Genomic DNA, 17,143 nt, shown 5'->3' on the forward strand with positions numbered 1-17,143 from the left:
CTCGGAAAAAATGAGTGTAATGGCAATTTAAATCTGATTTTTTCGATGTGTTGTCGGCTGTATCATACTTTTATCGAGTTATTGACCAACAAGGTGAGAGTAAAAGTGAAACATCTGCAACGATTTTTCAGTAGCGATGCTTCCGGGGGCATTATCTTAATCTGCGCCGCCGCGCTGGCGATGATTATGGCCAATAGCGGCGTCACCAGCGGTCTGTATCATGCCTTTTTGGAGACGCCGGTGCAGCTGCGCGTTGGCGCGCTGGAAATTAACAAAAACATGCTGTTGTGGATCAACGATGCGCTAATGGCGGTGTTTTTCCTGTTAATTGGCCTGGAAGTGAAGCGTGAGATGATCCAGGGGGCGCTTGCCAGCCGCCGTCAGGCGGTGTTCCCGGTGGTCGCCGCGATTGGCGGCATGGTGGTGCCGGCGCTTATCTATTTAGCTTTCAATGCCCAGGATCCCGTTGCGCGGGAAGGGTGGGCGATCCCGGCGGCGACTGATATCGCCTTTGCGCTTGGCGTTTTGGCGCTATTAGGCAACCGTGTACCAACAGCGCTGAAAATTTTCCTGATGGCGCTGGCTATCATTGATGACCTCGGGGCGATCGTGATTATCGCGCTCTTTTATACCAACGATCTGTCGGTGCTATCGCTGGCGGTCGCCGCTGGCGCGATTGTGGTACTGGCGGCGCTCAATCTCAGCGGCGTACGGCGCACCGGTATCTATATCCTGGTTGGCGCGGTGCTATGGACGGCGGTACTGAAATCCGGCGTACATGCGACCCTGGCGGGGGTTATCGTCGGTTTTATGATTCCTTTGAAGGAGCAGAATGGCAAATCGCCGGCGAAACAGCTTGAGCATGTGCTGCATCCGTGGGTCGCGTTTCTTATCCTACCGCTGTTTGCTTTTGCCAATGCCGGGGTTTCGCTGCAGGGCGTTACCTTCGCGGGGCTGACCTCGCTGCTGCCGCTTGGGATCATTGCCGGACTGTTTATCGGTAAGCCGCTCGGAATTAGCCTGTTCTGCTGGCTGGCGCTGAAGTTTAAGTGGGCCTCGTTGCCGCCGGGAACCCGCTTCCCGCAGATTATGGCGGTCGGCGTACTGTGCGGAATCGGCTTCACCATGTCGATTTTCATCGCCACGCTCGCTTTTAGCAGCGTGGATCCCGGATTGATCAACTGGGCTAAGCTGGGCATTCTGATAGGGTCTATCCTGTCTGCCGTCATCGGCTACATGATTCTGCGTAAGCGCGTAACGGATCTTACTCACAGCGTGTAACTTCATCGGGAGGGCCTGTGGGCCCTTCCGGACATATCAGGGAGGGATGTATGTCGCACATCAATTACAACCATCTGTACTATTTCTGGCACGTCTACCGTGAGGGCTCGGTCGTCGGCGCCGCCGAGGCGCTCTATTTGACGCCGCAGACGATCACCGGGCAGATAAAAGCGCTTGAAGAGCGCTTACAGGGGAAGCTCTTTAAACGCAAAGGACGCGGCCTGGAACCCAGCGAGCTGGGAGAGTTGGTGTTTCGCTACGCGGATCGCATGTTCACCCTGAGCCAGGAGATGCTCGATATCGTCAACTACCGCAAAGAGTCGAACCTGCTATTTGATGTCGGCGTCGCCGACGCGCTTTCCAAGCGATTAGTGAGCGGCGTTCTGGATGCGGCGGTAGTTGAAGATGAGCAAATTCACCTGCGCTGCTTTGAATCCACCCACGAGATGCTGCTGGAGCAACTGAGCCAGCATAAGCTGGATATGATTATCTCGGATTGCCCGATTGACTCCACCCAGCAAGAGGGGCTGTTTTCGGTGAAAATCGGCGAGTGCGGGGTGAGCTTCTGGTGTATGAATCCGCCGCCGGAAAAAGCGTTTCCCGCCTGTCTTGAGGAGCGTCGCCTGCTCATTCCCGGTCGCCGTTCAATGCTCGGGCGCAAGCTGCTGAACTGGTTTAATTCGCAGGGGCTGCAGGTGGAAATTCTCGGCGAGTTCGACGATGCGGCGCTTATGAAAGCCTTCGGCGCGGCGCATAATGCCATTTTTGTGGCGCCAACCCTCTATGCTCACGATTTCTATGCCGATGAGTCGATTGTCGAAATTGGCCGCATGGAGAACGTCATGGAGGAGTATCACGCTATTTTTGCCGAGCGAATGATTCAGCATCCAGCGGTACAGCGTATCTGCAATCGCGATTATTCATCGCTGTTTGCGCAACCGCAAAGTTAAGTACCGGCAAACAACAGACATAAAAAAACCCGCTTTCGCGGGTTTCTTTAACAAAGTTCAGCAAGCGGGCGATTAAGCCAGTTTGTTGATCTGTGCAGTCAGGTTTGCTTTATGACGCGCAGCTTTGTTTTTGTGGATCAGACCTTTAGCAGCCTGACGGTCCACGATTGGTTGCATTTCGTTAAATGCTTTCAGTGCAGCAGCTTTGTCGCCAGCTTCGATAGCTGCGTATACTTTCTTGATGAAAGTACGCATCATAGAGCGACGGCTTGCGTTGTGCTTGCGAGCCTTTTCAGACTGAACGGCGCGCTTCTTAGCTGATTTGATATTAGCCAAGGTCCAACTCCCAAATGTGTTCTATATGGACAATTCAAAGGCCGAGGAATATGCCCGTTTAGCCTTCTTTTGTCAATGGATTTGTGCAAATAAGCGCCGTTTAAGATAACGAGGCTTCATTACGTAGTGATGGCGCAAGATTCTACCAGCTTGTTGTAGTCGAATACAGTCTTTCCACCATAAAAATCGACGGCCGCGTATAGTTTTTCCTGCATTCTTACGCTGAGTGAATGAATTAGCAGGATCTTTCGTAATCGAGGTGCAATCGCTGGTTAACGTCGCCTGTTGTACAAGGTATACTCGGACGATTTTCACTGTTTTGAGCCAGACATGAAGCTGATACGCGGCATACATAATCTCAGTCAGGCCCCGCACGGGTGCGTGCTGACCATTGGAAATTTCGACGGCGTGCATCGCGGGCATCAGGCGCTGCTGCAGCGCCTGCGCGCAGAGGGCCGCCGGCTCGGTCTGCCGGTTGTGGTGATGATTTTTGAGCCGCAGCCGCTGGAGCTGTTTGCCGCCGATAAAGCGCCGGCGCGGATCACGCGGCTGCGTGAAAAACTGGGCTATCTGGCGGAAAGCGGCGTCGACTACGTGCTGTGTGTTCGTTTTGACCGGCGTTTCGCAGCGCTGACGGCGCAAGATTTTATTAGCGAGCTGCTGGTGCGCCAGCTGGGCGTACAGTTCCTTGCCGTGGGTGATGATTTCCGCTTTGGCGCTGGTCGTCAGGGGGATTTCTTGTTATTACAGAAGGCCGGGGCGGAGTACGGTTTTGACGTCACCAGCACCCAAACCTTCTGCGAAGGCGGCGTACGTATCAGCAGCACCGCGGTGCGTCAGGCGCTGGCGGACGATGACCTCGCGCAGGCGGAAAACCTGCTGGGGCATCCGTTTACCATTTCTGGCCGCGTCGTGCACGGCGATGAGCTGGGGCGCACCATAGGTTTCCCGACGGCGAACTTACCGCTGCGTCGTCAGGTTTCCCCGGTTAAAGGGGTCTTTGCGGTAGAAGTGGCAGGGCTCGGCGATAAGCCATTACCCGGCGTCGCCAACATTGGCACGCGTCCAACGGTCTCCGGCGTGCGACAGCAGCTGGAAGTTCACCTCCTGGACGTTGTAATGGACCTCTACGGTCGCCATATAGATGTAATACTGCGTAAAAAAATACGTAACGAGCAGCGTTTTGCGTCGCTGGATGAGCTAAAAGCGCAAATCGCACGAGATGAGTTAACGGCCCGCGAGTTCTTTGGGCTCACCAGGCAGGGATAATCCTACTGGTATTTATCAAACCGAAATAACGGAACCGAGAATCTGATGAGTGACTATAAATCCACCCTGAATTTGCCGGAAACAGGGTTCCCGATGCGTGGCGATCTCGCCAAACGCGAACCGGGAATGCTGGCGCGTTGGACCGATGATGACCTGTACGGCATCATCCGTGCGGCGAAAAAAGGCAAAAAAACCTTCATTCTGCATGATGGCCCTCCTTATGCGAATGGCAGCATTCATATTGGTCACTCGGTTAACAAGATTCTGAAAGACATTATCGTTAAGTCCAAAGGACTGACGGGCTTTGACTCGCCGTACGTTCCGGGTTGGGACTGCCACGGTTTGCCGATCGAACTGAAAGTCGAGCAACAATACGGTAAGCCGGGTGAGAAATTCACCGCTGCAGAATTCCGCGCCAAGTGCCGTGAATATGCCGCCGAGCAGATCGACGGCCAGCGTAAAGACTTTATCCGCCTGGGCGTACTGGGCGACTGGTCGCGTCCGTACCTGACCATGGACTTCAAAACTGAAGCCAATATCATCCGCGCGCTGGGTAAAATCATCGGCAACGGTCACCTGCATAAAGGCGCTAAGCCGGTGCACTGGTGCGTGGACTGCCGTTCCGCGCTGGCGGAAGCGGAAGTTGAGTATTATGACAAAACGTCTCCGTCTATCGATGTGGCGTTCCACGCGGTAGATAAAGCCGCGGTTTTGGCCAAATTCGGCGTAGCCGACGTCACTGGCCCGGTTTCGCTGGTTATCTGGACCACGACGCCGTGGACCCTGCCGGCTAACCGCGCCATCTCTCTGTCGCCTGAGTTCGACTATGCGCTGGTGCAGGTTGACGGCCAGGCGCTGATCCTGGCGAAAGACCTGGTGGAAAGCGTGATGCAGCGCATTGGCGTGGCGGATTACACCATCCTGGCGGCGGTGCAGGGTTCCGAGCTTGAACTGATGCGCTTTAAGCATCCGTTCCTCGATTTTGACGTGCCGGCTATCCTTGGCGACCACGTGACGCTGGACGCGGGTACCGGTGCGGTGCATACCGCCGGCGGCCACGGTCCGGACGACTACACGATCAGCCAGAAATACGGTCTGGAAATCGCCAATCCGGTTGGCCCGGACGGCTCTTACCTGCCAGGTACTTATCCGTCTCTGGACGGTATTAACGTCTTCAAAGCCAACGACATCATCGTTGAGATGCTGCGCGATAGCGGCGCGCTGCTGCACGTGGAAAAAATGCAGCACAGCTATCCGTGCTGCTGGCGCCACAAATCGCCGATCATCTTCCGCGCTACCCCGCAGTGGTTCGTCAGCATGGATCAGAAAGGCCTGCGTGCCCAGTCTCTGAAAGAGATCAAAGGTGTACAGTGGATCCCGGACTGGGGCCAGGCGCGTATCGAATCGATGGTGGCCAACCGTCCTGACTGGTGTATCTCCCGTCAGCGTACCTGGGGCGTGCCGATGTCGCTGTTCGTGCATAAAGAAACCCACGAGCTGCACCCGCGTACCCTCGAACTGATGGAAGAAGTGGCGAAACGCGTTGAAGTCGACGGCATCCAGGCGTGGTGGGATCTCGATTCCCGCGACATCCTTGGCGATGACGCTGACAGCTACGAAAAAGTGCCGGATACCCTCGACGTGTGGTTTGACTCCGGGTCTACCCACTCTTCTGTGGTTGATGTGCGTCCGGAATTCGCCGGTCACGCCGCGGACATGTATCTGGAAGGCTCCGATCAGCATCGCGGCTGGTTCATGTCTTCACTGATGATCTCCACGGCGATGAAAGGCAAAGCGCCATATCGTCAGGTACTGACCCACGGCTTCACCGTCGACGGCCAGGGCCGCAAAATGTCCAAGTCTATCGGTAACACCGTTAGCCCGCAGGACGTGATGAACAAACTGGGCGCCGATATTCTGCGCCTGTGGGTGGCTTCCACCGACTATACCGGCGAAATGGCGGTCTCCGATGAGATCCTCAAACGCGCCGCGGACAGCTATCGTCGTATCCGTAATACCGCGCGCTTCCTGCTGGCGAACCTTAACGGTTTCGATCCGGCAAAAGATATGGTTAAACCGGAAGAGATGGTCGTTCTGGACCGCTGGGCGGTCGGCTGCGCGCAGGCGGCTCAGGAAGATATTCTCAAAGCCTACGAATCCTACGACTTCCACGAAGTGGTGCAGCGCCTGATGCGCTTCTGCTCCATCGAAATGGGCTCGTTCTATCTCGACATCATCAAAGACCGCCAGTACACCGCGAAAGCGGACAGCGTGGCGCGTCGCAGCTGCCAGACCGCGTTGTTCCACATCGTGGAAGCGCTGGTGCGCTGGATGGCGCCGATCATGTCCTTCACCGCGGACGAAATCTGGGGCTATCTGCCGGGCGAGCGTGAAAAATACGTCTTCACCGGCGAGTGGTATGAAGGCCTGTTCGGCCTGGCCGACGACGAAGCGATGAACGACGGTTTCTGGGATGAACTGCTGAAAGTGCGCGGCGAAGTCAACAAGGTGATTGAGCAGGCGCGTGCGGATAAGAAAGTCGGCGGTTCTCTGGAAGCGGCGGTTACGCTGTATGCCGATGCTGACCTGGCGGCCAAGCTCAACGCGCTGGGCGAAGAATTACGATTTGTCCTGTTGACCTCCGGCGCTAACGTTGCCGATTATGCACAGGCGCCGGCTGATGCCTGGCAGAGCGATCTGCTGAAAGGGCTGAAAGTGGTCCTGAGCAAAGCCGAGGGCGAGAAGTGCCCACGCTGCTGGCATTACACCAGCGATGTCGGCAAGGTGGCGGAACACGCAGAAATCTGCGGTCGCTGTGTCAGTAACGTCGCCGGTGACGGCGAGCAACGTAAATTCGCCTGATGAGTAAATCGATCTGTTCAACGGGGCTACGCTGGCTGTGGGTCGTCGTAGCCGTGCTGATTATCGATCTGGGCAGCAAATTCCTGATCCTCCAGAACTTCGCTCTGGGGGAGACGGTTTCGCTGTTCCCGTCGCTTAATCTGCATTATGCGCGCAACTACGGCGCGGCCTTTAGCTTCCTCGCCGACAGCGGCGGCTGGCAGCGCTGGTTCTTCGCCGGGATTGCCGTCGGCATCTGCGTGGTGCTGGCGGTGCTGATGTACCGTTCGAAGGCGACGCAAAAGCTGAACAATATTGCCTACGCGCTGATTATTGGCGGCGCGCTGGGTAACCTGTTCGATCGTCTGTGGCACGGCTTTGTCGTCGATATGATCGACTTCTACGTCGGCGACTGGCATTTCGCCACCTTCAACCTTGCCGATAGCGCTATCTGCATCGGCGCGGCGCTGATCGTGCTGGAAGGCTTCTTGCCATCCAGCGATAAAAAAGCATCATAAAAAATTGCCGGATAAGACGCTAAAGCGTCTTATCCGGCCTACAGTATACATCGGCCTTTGTTTGCCCGGTAAGCGCAGCGCCACCGGGCAAACAAGCGGCGGTAATGTAAAAGAGCAAACCTGCATGTCTAACTCTGTACAGAGCAACAGCGCGGTGCTGGTGCACTTCACGCTGAAACTGGATGACGGCTCCACCGCCGAATCCACGCGCGGTAACGGTAAACCGGCGCTGTTTCGTCTTGGCGATGCCTCGCTTTCCGAAGGGCTGGAGCAGCATCTGCTAGGGCTGAAAGCCGGCGATAAAACCACGTTCTCGCTGGAACCTGATGCCGCGTTCGGGGTACCGACGCCGGACCTGATCCAGTATTTCTCTCGCCGCGAGTTTATCGACGCCGGCGAGCCGGAAATTGGCGCAATTATGCTCTTTACCGCAATGGATGGCAGCGAAATGCCCGGCGTGATCCGCGAAGTGAACGGCGATTCCATCACCGTCGACTTCAACCATCCGCTGGCCGGGCGCACCGTTCATTTTGATATTGAAGTGCTGGAAGTCGATCCGGCGCTGGAGGGGTAAGATGCAGATCCTGTTGGCTAACCCGCGCGGTTTTTGCGCCGGCGTTGACCGCGCTATCAGCATTGTAGAAAACGCGCTGACGTTGTACGGCGCGCCAATCTACGTTCGTCACGAAGTCGTCCATAACCGCTACGTCGTCGATAGCCTGCGCCAGCGTGGGGCGATTTTTATCGAACAGATTAGCGAAGTGCCGGACGGCGCGATCCTGATTTTCTCCGCCCACGGCGTTTCGCAGGCTGTACGCAACGAAGCGAAGAGTCGTGACCTGACGGTTTTCGACGCCACCTGTCCGCTGGTGACCAAAGTCCATATGGAAGTCGCCCGCGCCAGCCGCCGCGGCGAAGAGTCGATTCTGATTGGCCACGCCGGGCACCCGGAAGTTGAAGGCACCATGGGCCAGTACAATAACCCGGAAGGGGGTATGTACCTGGTGGAGTCGCCGGAAGACGTGCTGACGCTGGAAGTGAAAAACGATGCCCGACTGTCGTTCATGACCCAGACCACGCTCTCGGTCGATGATACGTCTGACGTTATCGACGCGCTGCGCGAGCGCTTCCCGAAAATCGTCGGCCCGCGTAAAGACGATATCTGCTACGCCACCACCAACCGTCAGGAAGCCGTACGCGCGCTGGCGGAGCAGGCTGACGTGGTGCTGGTGGTCGGTTCGAAAAACTCCTCTAACTCCAATCGCCTGGCTGAACTGGCGCAGCGGATGGGGAAAGCGGCCTATCTCATCGACGATGCCACTGATATCCAGGAACAATGGGTTAAGTCTGCGGCCTGCGTTGGCGTAACGGCGGGCGCGTCGGCCCCGGATATCCTGGTGCAGAACGTAATTGCCCGCCTGCAGGAGCTGGGCGGCGGCGAAGCGGTGCCGTTGGAAGGCCGTGAAGAGAATATCGTTTTCGAAGTGCCGAAAGAGCTGCGTGTGGATGTCCGTGAAGTAGAGTAAGTTCTTTCCCCCAGCAGTATGAGAAGATGCCAGACTTAACGTCTGGCATTTTTTTTGGGAGAAAACCATGCGCTTACCGATTATTCTCGACACCGATCCGGGTATTGACGACGCGGCGGCGATTGCTGCCGCGCTCTTCTCGCCGCAGCTGGATCTGCAACTAATGACGACGGTCGCGGGCAATGTCTCGGTAGAGAAGACGACCCGCAACGCGCTGCAGTTACTGCATTTCTGGAATGCAGATGTCCCGCTGGCGCAAGGGGCATCGATGCCGCTGGTGCGTCCGCTGCGCGATGCCGCCTCGGTGCATGGCGAATCCGGCATGGAGGGCTATGATTTCGTCGAACATAACCGCCAGCCGCTGGCTAAACCGGCTTTTCAGGCGATTCGCGATGCGCTGATGCACGCAGCGGAACCCGTGACCCTGGTGGCCATTGGCCCGCTAACCAATATTGCCCTACTGATTACGCAGTATCCTGAGTGCCTGTTTAATATTCGTCGACTGGTGCTGATGGGCGGCTCGGCCGGGCGCGGTAACTTCACCCCCAACGCCGAGTTCAATATCGCCATCGATCCGGAAGCCGCCGCGAAAGTCTTCCAGAGTGGGTTGGACATTGTGATGTGCGGGCTGGATGTCACCAATAAGGCGATGCTGAGCGCGGACTATCTGGCAACCCTACCGACGCTCAATCAAACCGGTAAAATGCTTCATGCGCTATTTAGCCACTATCGTAGCGGCAGCATGAGTAGCGGCCTGAGAATGCACGATCTCTGCGCTATCGCGTGGTTGGTTCGCCCGGATCTATTTACGCTCAAACCCTGCTTTGTGGCGGTGGAGACGCAGGGGAGCTGGACGGCTGGCACCACCGTGGTGGATATTGAAGGACGTCTGGGACAGTCGGCCAACGCGCAGGTAGCGCTGGATTTAGATGTCGCGGGTTTTCAACGTTGGGCGGCGGAAGTTTTCGCTCTCGCGCCGTGACCGTTATAGCTGCTGGTGTGAATCGACCACATTGCACCATAACTCGCTCGCTTCATCCGTCCACATGAGTAGCAATAATGAAGCGAAGCGTTCAGCCGCAGCGGAAAGCGGGCGGTTTTTAACGCGAATCATGCCAAGCGTGCGTCTGATGACCGGTTCAACCAGCGGCACGCTGACGACTGCGCTGTTGGCGTGATGCGGCATGGCCAGGCAGGGCAGAGCCGATATGCCAAGCCCCGCCTCGACCAGCCCCAGAGAAGTGGATAAATGTCTGACTTCGTAAAACCAATCCAATTTCCATGGTTTATCCTGCAGGCAACTTTCAATAAGTTGCCGATTACCGCTTGAGCGTCTGACGCCAATTAATCTCTGCGAGACGAGCTCGCGCCATTCCACTAATTTTTTACCGGCCAGCGGATGATCCTGTCGGCAAGCCAGGACGAAGGGTTCGTTGACCAGCGGGCTAAATTCGATATCGGGATGTGTGATGAAGTTCATATTTATTCCAAAATCGACTTCGCCTTTTCTCACCGAAGCCATGCAATTTTCTATACCTTGTTCATAAATTCGAACTTTGATGTGCGGGTAGCGCTGATTAAATTGAACGATGGCGCGAGGTAAAAAATAAAATACCGCCGTCGGGATACAAGAAAGCGTTACCGTATCATGCACATTAGAAGTCAGGTTGCTGAGATTAAAAATGGCGGCATCGAGGCTGGCAATCAGTGACTTTGCCTTGGGAAGGAGTATTTGTCCTGCCTGGGTGAGCATGATTTTTCGGGTGGTTCGCTCGAACAGGGGGGTATTAAGGTTACTTTCTATTTTCTGTATTTTTCGAGTTAGTGCGGGTTGCGTCAGGTTAAGTACTTCAGCGGCTTTGCTAAACGACCCCAGTTCGGCAACAGTGACGAAGGCTTTCATTCCGGATAGTTCATTGTTCATTGTTACTCCGTAATCTGAAATAAATATATTAATATGCAGAATGACCTTGTTAATTATTATTGTGCCGATAGCTATTATTAATGCTTTGTAGGTATAAGTCTTATTTTTATATTTTATCAATCACTATCCGCCTTGCAAGTAGAATCAGATGATAAACGGCTGTGCGAGCAAATGAATAATAAAGTAAATAAAAAACTTTAAATGCATTAAGTGCATTAAATTCACGCCCCGTTTATTTGTTCTTTTTCTTCTATATTTGTAAGGAGGGTATTATGAAACAAATTCCGTGTGTTCTCATGCGGGGAGGAACATCAAAAGGGGCTTTCCTTTTAGCGGAGGATCTACCTGAAGATATTCAAAAACGCGATGAAGCATTATTAACCATCATGGGTTCTGGTCATGAACTGGAAATTGATGGTATTGGCGGCGGTAGCCCGCAAACCAGTAAAGTGGCGATTGTCAGTCGCTCGGCCAGCCCACAAGCTGACATTGACTATTTATTTGTGCAGGTCATTGTCAATGAACGACGGGTTGATACCACGCCGAATTGCGGCAATATGCTGTGCGCGGTAGGTGGATTTGCTATCGAAAAAGGGCTTATCGCGGCGAATTCCCCGATAACACGGGTGCGTATCCGAAACGTCAATACCAACACCTTTGTCGATGCTGACATTCAAACGCCGGACGGCCTGGTCGTTTATGACGGGGATACCCATATTGACGGCGTTCCCGGGCATGCAGCCCCTGTTGCGCTGACGTTTTTAAACGCCGCCGGGGCGAAATCTGGCCAGCTTTTTCCAACCGGCAACCGGGTTGATTTTTTTGATGATATTCGCGTCACGTGTATCGATATGGCGATGCCAATGGTCATTATTCCAGCGCATAGCTTGGGTAAAACCGGATATGAATCGGCCGCTGAATTAGATAAGGACAGCGCATTTTTCCAGCGCCTTGAGTCTATACGTCAACAAGCCGGCGCGGCAATGGGGTTTGGCGATGTATCCAACATGGTTATCCCTAAACCAGTACTGGTTGCTCCACCGCAACACGGCGGGACAATGAGCGTGCGTTATTTCATGCCCCACAGCTGCCATAAGTCGCTAGCGATTACGGGCGCTATCGGCCTGGCGAGTTCGTGTGTTATTGCCGACACCGTGGTTAACGAGCTTACGCGAATGTCGGGTGAAGGGTTAATTAACGTTGAACACCCAAGCGGCAGCATTGAGGTGAACTTAAGTAACGCTAATGGAAATCCTGAAAATATTCGCGCATCGGTTATTCGTACCGCGCGTAAGATTCTTTCTGGCATGGTTTATCTCCCTGAATAATTTTATTACTGCTCTTATATTATTCATTCAGGTAAGGGATCAAAATGGATAAAAAAACAGTATGCAAGCTATTAGTGCTTGTAGCCATCCCATTGCTTATTAGTTTATTCCCGGCCCCGGCTGGGCTGACTAAACTGGCATGGGTGCTATCAGGAATTTATCTGGCAGCAATCGTCGGTTTGGTGATTAAACCCTTTTCAGAACCAGTAATATTGTTAGTGGCGGTTGCCACATCAATGGTCGTTATTGGTAATTTAGGTGATGGCGTAATAAAATCATCGAGCGTATTAAGTGGCTATGCGTCGGGGACGACCTGGCTGGTTTTCTCAGCGTTTACCTTAAGTGCCGCCTTTGTTATTACTGGTTTAGGTAAACGGATTGCTTATATTCTTATCGGCAAGATAGGGAGTACCACGCTTGGCTTAGGCTATGTTACCGCCTTTCTTGATCTCATCCTTTCCCCGGCGACACCGTCGAATACGGCTCGCGCCGGCGGTATCGTGTTACCTATCATCAATAGCGTGGCCGTTGCGTTAGGCTCGGAACCGGAGCATACGGCAAAACGTGTTGGCCATTATTTGATGATTAACGTCTATATGGTCACCAAAACGACCAGTTATATGTTCTTTACCGCCATGGCTGGGAATATACTGGCGCTCAAAATGATTGAAGATATTTGTCATATCAAACTGAGCTGGGGCGGATGGGCATTAGCCGGAATATTACCTGGCATTATTATGCTATTACTGACACCGCTCATTACCTATAAGTTATATCCACCTGAATTAAAAAAAGTTGATAATAAAGCGATTGCAAAGGAAGGTCTTGAGTCTTTAGGACCGATGACCTTGCGCGAAAAGATGCTCTCCTGCCTGTTTGTCATGGCATTGGCAGGTTGGGTGTTTAGTAAATCGCTTGGCGTCAACGAATCAACGGTAGCGATTTGCGTCATGGCGTTGATGCTGGTGTTAAAAATCGTCAGCTGGGATGATGTTATAAAAAATAAAGGGGGCTGGAATACCCTTATTTGGTACGGCGGTATCATTGGTTTAAGTTCTTTGCTTTCTAAAGTTGGTTTTTTCTTGTGGTTGGCCGGGTTACTGAAGGATAACATTTCATTTGGCAGTCATAGCACGCTGGCTTTCGTTGTCATCGTCGCACTGAGCATACTGGTTCGTTATTTCTTTGCCTCGGGTAGCGCCTATATTGTGGCGATGGTTCCGGTCTTTGCCATGCTGGCGAATGTTTCCGGCGCGCCGGTTATGTTAACTGCGTTAGCTCTTCTGTTTAGTAATTCCTATGGCGGCATGGTCACCCATTATGGTGGCGCGGCTGGCCCGGTTATATTTGGGGTTGGTTATAATGATATTAAATCCTGGTGGATTGTTGGCGGCATATTAGCACTGTTGACTTTTATCCTACATATCACCGTAGGAGTCTGGTGGTGGGAATTATTAATGTACTGGAAAGTTATTTAACTATAACTTGAAATTTATAAAACGCTGCATCACCTGCTTAGACTAATTATTGAACCCACACACTGAAGAGGTGTTATATATTTATGTCACCAGTAGCAATTACATTGTCACTGTTGTTATTTTCAATTGTGATGTTTGTTTGGGAAAAAATTCCTTTAGCCGCTACGGCTATGATCGTCTGTATTACTTTAGTCGTAACAGGCGTTTTTGATGTAAAAACGGCTTTCGCGGGGTTTATTAACCAGAACGTCATTTTGTTTGTCGCCATGTTTGTGGTCGGCGGCGCCTTATTTGAAACTGGCGTCACGGACAAAATTGGCGGAATAGTGACCCGTTACGCCCGCTCGGAGCGGCAACTAATCGTTATTATTATGTTGGTGTGCGGGGCCCTCTCCGGTTTTTTGTCGAATACGGGAACGGCTGCGGTACTGATTCCTGTAGTCATCGGCGCCGCTATTAAGTCGGGCTATGCGCAATCTCGTTTGCTAATGCCATTAGCGTTCGCTTCGGCGCTGGGAGGAAACTTATCGCTTATTGGTTCACCGGGTAATCTGATCGCCCAGTCGGCGCTGGAGCAAGTTGGGCAACGCTTCGGTTTTTTCGAGTATGCCAAACTGGGCATCCCCATGCTGCTTTGCGGGATCATCTACTTTTTGACCATCGGTTATAAACTACTGCCAGCGCAATCTGTCAATCTCAAAGACAAAGCTGAAAAAAGTAGCAAAAATGATTGTCCTAAATATAAGCAGGTGATTGCTGTTTTAGTGTTGGTATTTACCGTACTGGGGATGATTTTTGAGAATGTTATTGGCTTGCCGATTGCGATTATCGGTTCAATTGGCGCGTTATTTTTGGTTATTACGCGAGTGATCACAGAAAAACAGGCCTACCAGTCAATTGACTCCCAGACGATTTTTCTTTTTGGCGGCACATTAGCTTTAGCAAAAGCGCTCGAAACCACCGGCGCGGGTGCAATCATGGCCCGCTCAATTATCGATCTGCTTGGTCAACAGGCTTCACCGTTCTTATTATTAAGTGCCGTTTTAATAATTTCCTGCATATTAACCAATTTTATGTCGAATACCGCAACGGCGGCTTTACTTATTCCCATTGGCTTGTCTATTGCACATTCAATGGGCGCTGACCCGCGAGCGGTGCTGATGGCTATAGTCATTGGCTGTTCATGTGCTTATGCGACTCCGGTTGGGACGCCGGCGAATATGATGATTTTTTCCGCCGGGGGATATCGGTTTATGGATTATGTCAGAGTCGGATTACCGCTGATTATTATATCTGTGGTGGTGAGCTTTATTTTACTACCGATATTTTTTCCTTTTTATTAGTAACAAGACGGATAAAAGCATCGCCTAATTATTTAATCTATCTTAAGGACACACGTCATGATTAAATTACACGATCGTGGGATATATTTATCCCATCAGCATGGGATTATCCCAGAACAGGAATGCGCCACTCCTGTTGCCAAAGAGATTGCGCGGAAGGGAACCATCGCCTGGTCAATATTGTCATCGCATAATACTTCTGGCGATGAACGGAAATTAAAAATTAAATATGATTCCATGACCTCCCATGATATCACCTTCGTGGGCATCATCCAGACGGCCAAGGCCTCTGGAATGACGCGCTTTCCCTTGCCGTATGTTTTAACCAATTGCCACAATTCACTTTGTGCAGTGGGCGGAACCATTAACAGCGACGATCATATTTTTGGTCTTACATCAGCACAGAAATATGGCGGCATTTATGTACCGCCGCATATTTCGGTTATTCACCAGTACATGCGGGAGATGATGGCCGGCGGCGGCCAAATGATACTGGGCTCGGATAGCCATACGCGTTATGGCGCGCTGGGGACGATGGCCGTCGGCGAAGGGGGCGGTGAGCTAGTTAAACAACTATTGGGAAGCACCTGGGATATTGATTACCCCGAAGTTGTCGCCGTTTATCTAACCGGTAAACCTGCCGCTGGCGTTGGCCCTCAGGATATTGCGCTGGCATTAATTGGCGCGGTATTCAAAAACGGTTTTGTGAAGAACAAAGTGATGGAATTCGTTGGTCCCGGCGTGGCCAGTATGTCGACCGACTACAGAAACAGTATTGACGTCATGACTACTGAGACCACCTGTCTGACTTCTATCTGGCAGACCGATGAAGAGACGCGGCATTTTTTACGGCTTCATGGTAGAGAGAAAGATTATCGTGCGCTGTCAGCACAAGAGATGGCTTACTACGATGGCTGCATTGAGATCGATTTAAGCACCATCAAGCCGATGATCGCGCTACCGTTTCACCCAGCCAATGTCTATGAAATTGATACGCTTAATCAGAATTTGCCGGACATTTTACGTGAAGTTGAAATTGAATCTGAGAAAATATCGCTGGGGCGCGCGAAGCTGTCTCTGTTGGACAAAATAGAGAATGGCAAATTACGCGTTCAGCAGGGAATCATTGCGGGTTGCGCCGGGGGGAACTATGTCAACGTGGCGCAGGCGGCTAATGCCCTGCGGCATCATTCCTGTGGCGACAATATTTTCTCGCTTTCAGTTTACCCTTCCTCGCAACCGGTGCTGATGGCGTTAACGAAACAGGGAATGATCAATGATTTAATGAGCGCGGGCGCCATTATTCGTACCGCATTCTGCGGCCCTTGCTTTGGCGCCGGCGATACCCCGATGCATAACGGCTTGAGCATCCGCCATACGACGCGTAACTTTCCCAACCGTGAGGGTTCCAAGCCAGGAAATGGGCAAATGTCGGCGGTGGCATTGATGGATGCGCGTTCAATTGCCGCGACGGCCGCTAACGGGGGATTGTTAACCTCGGCGGCGGAGCTCGATTGTTGGCACGAAGCGCCGGAATATGAATTTGATGTTTCCCCCTATAAAAACCGGGTATACCAGGGGTTCGTTAAAGGCGCTACACAGCAGCCGCTAATCTATGGACCGAATATAAAAGACTGGCCGGAAATGAATGCTTTAACGGATAACATTCTGTTAGCCGTTACTTCAAAAATAATGGATCCGGTGACCACTACCGACGAACTGATACCATCAGGTGAAACATCATCGTTTCGTTCAAACCCGTTAGGCCTGGCCGAATTTACGCTCTCTCGCCGCGATCCGCAGTATGTGGAGCGGGCTAAAAAAATTGCCGCTATGGAGCAACAACGCGTTAAGGGTGAAGATCTTTGCCGTTTAAATCCACAGCTGGAAAATATATTTTCCCAGATACGGCTGCTGCCGGGTCAGGAAAATATTACCGCGGCACAGACTGAGATAGGTAGCATGATCTATGCGGTTAAACCCGGTGATGGTTCGGCGCGAGAGCAGGCCGCCAGCTGCCAGCGCGTGCTTGGCGGGCTGGCAAATATTTGCCAGGAGTTCGCGACCAAGCGTTATCGTTCTAATGTAATTAACTGGGGAATGCTGCCGCTGCAGATGAAAGAGGCGCCTGATTTTGAGGTCGGTGATTTTATCTATATCCCGGCAATAAAATCTGCGTTAGCGGGCGATCTGAGCGATATTACCGCATTTATCCTTAGCGCTAAAAAACCTATTCAGCGGATTAGCCTCTATATGGAGAAATTAACCAGCGCAGAGCAAGATATTATTAAGGCCGGGAGTCTTATTAATTATAATAAAGATCAACCAGCAGGTAGCCTTTAATTAATT

14 protein-coding genes are annotated in these 17,143 nt (G+C 52.4%); 12 read left to right on the top strand and 2 right to left on the bottom strand.

Going from position 1 to position 17,143, the window contains the following annotated elements:
• Positions 1 to 105 precede the first annotated feature (105 nt).
• Both nhaA and nhaR read left to right on the top strand, forming a co-directional pair.
• Positions 106 to 1,281 (top strand): Na+/H+ antiporter NhaA, encoded by a 1,176-nt coding sequence (gene nhaA, locus PGR10_RS18555; protein WP_087858182.1) that lies wholly within the window; start codon positions 106 to 108, stop codon positions 1,279 to 1,281.
• 50 nt (positions 1,282 to 1,331) lie between these two features.
• On the top strand, positions 1,332 to 2,231 hold the full coding sequence (gene nhaR / locus PGR10_RS18560; protein ID WP_045395806.1) for a transcriptional activator NhaR: 900 nt from the start codon (positions 1,332 to 1,334) through the stop codon (positions 2,229 to 2,231).
• Between the two features lie 72 nt (positions 2,232 to 2,303).
• Here the strand turns inward: nhaR and rpsT are convergent, their stop codons facing one another.
• Entirely contained in the window at positions 2,304 to 2,567 is a 264-nt protein-coding gene (rpsT, locus tag PGR10_RS18565; protein ID WP_001518655.1) for a 30S ribosomal protein S20, read from the bottom strand.
• Positions 2,568 to 2,897: 330 nt separating this feature from the next.
• On the opposite strand from rpsT, the gene ribF reads away from it, so the two are divergent.
• The 6 genes from ribF to rihC all read left to right on the top strand — a co-directional run bounded on the left by ribF (position 2,898) and on the right by rihC (position 9,703).
• The gene (gene ribF / locus PGR10_RS18570; RefSeq protein ID WP_087858180.1) at positions 2,898 to 3,836 is read left to right on the top strand and encodes a bifunctional riboflavin kinase/FAD synthetase; all 939 of its coding nucleotides are present in this window, start codon (positions 2,898 to 2,900) and stop codon (positions 3,834 to 3,836) included.
• Positions 3,837 to 3,881: 45 nt separating this feature from the next.
• The gene (ileS, locus tag PGR10_RS18575) at positions 3,882 to 6,698 is read left to right on the top strand and encodes an isoleucine--tRNA ligase (RefSeq protein ID WP_087858179.1); all 2,817 of its coding nucleotides are present in this window, start codon (positions 3,882 to 3,884) and stop codon (positions 6,696 to 6,698) included.
• Positions 6,698 to 7,195: a signal peptidase II gene (lspA, locus tag PGR10_RS18580; protein ID WP_087858178.1), complete on the top strand. Its 498-nt coding sequence runs from the start codon at positions 6,698 to 6,700 to the stop codon at positions 7,193 to 7,195. Before ileS ends, lspA begins: the two co-directional genes overlap by 1 nt.
• Before the next feature lie 124 nt (positions 7,196 to 7,319).
• Positions 7,320 to 7,769, top strand: coding sequence for an FKBP-type peptidyl-prolyl cis-trans isomerase (gene fkpB, locus PGR10_RS18585; RefSeq protein WP_047043962.1), 450 nt, complete (start codon positions 7,320 to 7,322; stop codon positions 7,767 to 7,769).
• Position 7,770: 1 nt separating this feature from the next.
• Complete coding sequence (gene ispH, locus PGR10_RS18590) at positions 7,771 to 8,721, top strand: 4-hydroxy-3-methylbut-2-enyl diphosphate reductase (RefSeq protein WP_015368325.1); 951 nt, start codon at positions 7,771 to 7,773, stop codon at positions 8,719 to 8,721.
• A gap of 67 nt (positions 8,722 to 8,788) precedes the next feature.
• Entirely contained in the window at positions 8,789 to 9,703 is a 915-nt protein-coding gene (gene rihC / locus PGR10_RS18595; protein WP_348854267.1) for a ribonucleoside hydrolase RihC, read from the top strand.
• Between the two features lie 3 nt (positions 9,704 to 9,706).
• Here the strand turns inward: rihC and PGR10_RS18600 are convergent, their stop codons facing one another.
• Positions 9,707 to 10,645 (bottom strand): LysR family transcriptional regulator, encoded by a 939-nt coding sequence (locus PGR10_RS18600; RefSeq protein ID WP_087858176.1) that lies wholly within the window; start codon positions 10,643 to 10,645, stop codon positions 9,707 to 9,709.
• 272 nt (positions 10,646 to 10,917) lie between these two features.
• On the opposite strand from PGR10_RS18600, the gene PGR10_RS18605 reads away from it, so the two are divergent.
• From PGR10_RS18605 to PGR10_RS18620, 4 genes are all read left to right on the top strand, one after another.
• A complete protein-coding gene (locus PGR10_RS18605) occupies positions 10,918 to 11,973 on the top strand; it encodes a 4-oxalomesaconate tautomerase (protein ID WP_430923919.1) in 1,056 nt (351 codons plus the stop codon).
• A gap of 44 nt (positions 11,974 to 12,017) precedes the next feature.
• Positions 12,018 to 13,451: an anion permease gene (locus PGR10_RS18610; RefSeq protein ID WP_113374572.1), complete on the top strand. Its 1,434-nt coding sequence runs from the start codon at positions 12,018 to 12,020 to the stop codon at positions 13,449 to 13,451.
• Between the two features lie 83 nt (positions 13,452 to 13,534).
• The gene (locus PGR10_RS18615; protein ID WP_348854270.1) at positions 13,535 to 14,794 is read left to right on the top strand and encodes an SLC13 family permease; all 1,260 of its coding nucleotides are present in this window, start codon (positions 13,535 to 13,537) and stop codon (positions 14,792 to 14,794) included.
• A 57-nt stretch (positions 14,795 to 14,851) separates the two neighbouring features.
• Positions 14,852 to 17,137, top strand: coding sequence for a hydratase (locus PGR10_RS18620; protein ID WP_087858172.1), 2,286 nt, complete (start codon positions 14,852 to 14,854; stop codon positions 17,135 to 17,137).
• Positions 17,138 to 17,143: the final 6 nt, after the last annotated feature.

The organism is Klebsiella sp. 141198 (assembly GCF_050600785.1).
Lineage (GTDB): Bacteria > Pseudomonadota > Gammaproteobacteria > Enterobacterales > Enterobacteriaceae > Klebsiella > Klebsiella aerogenes.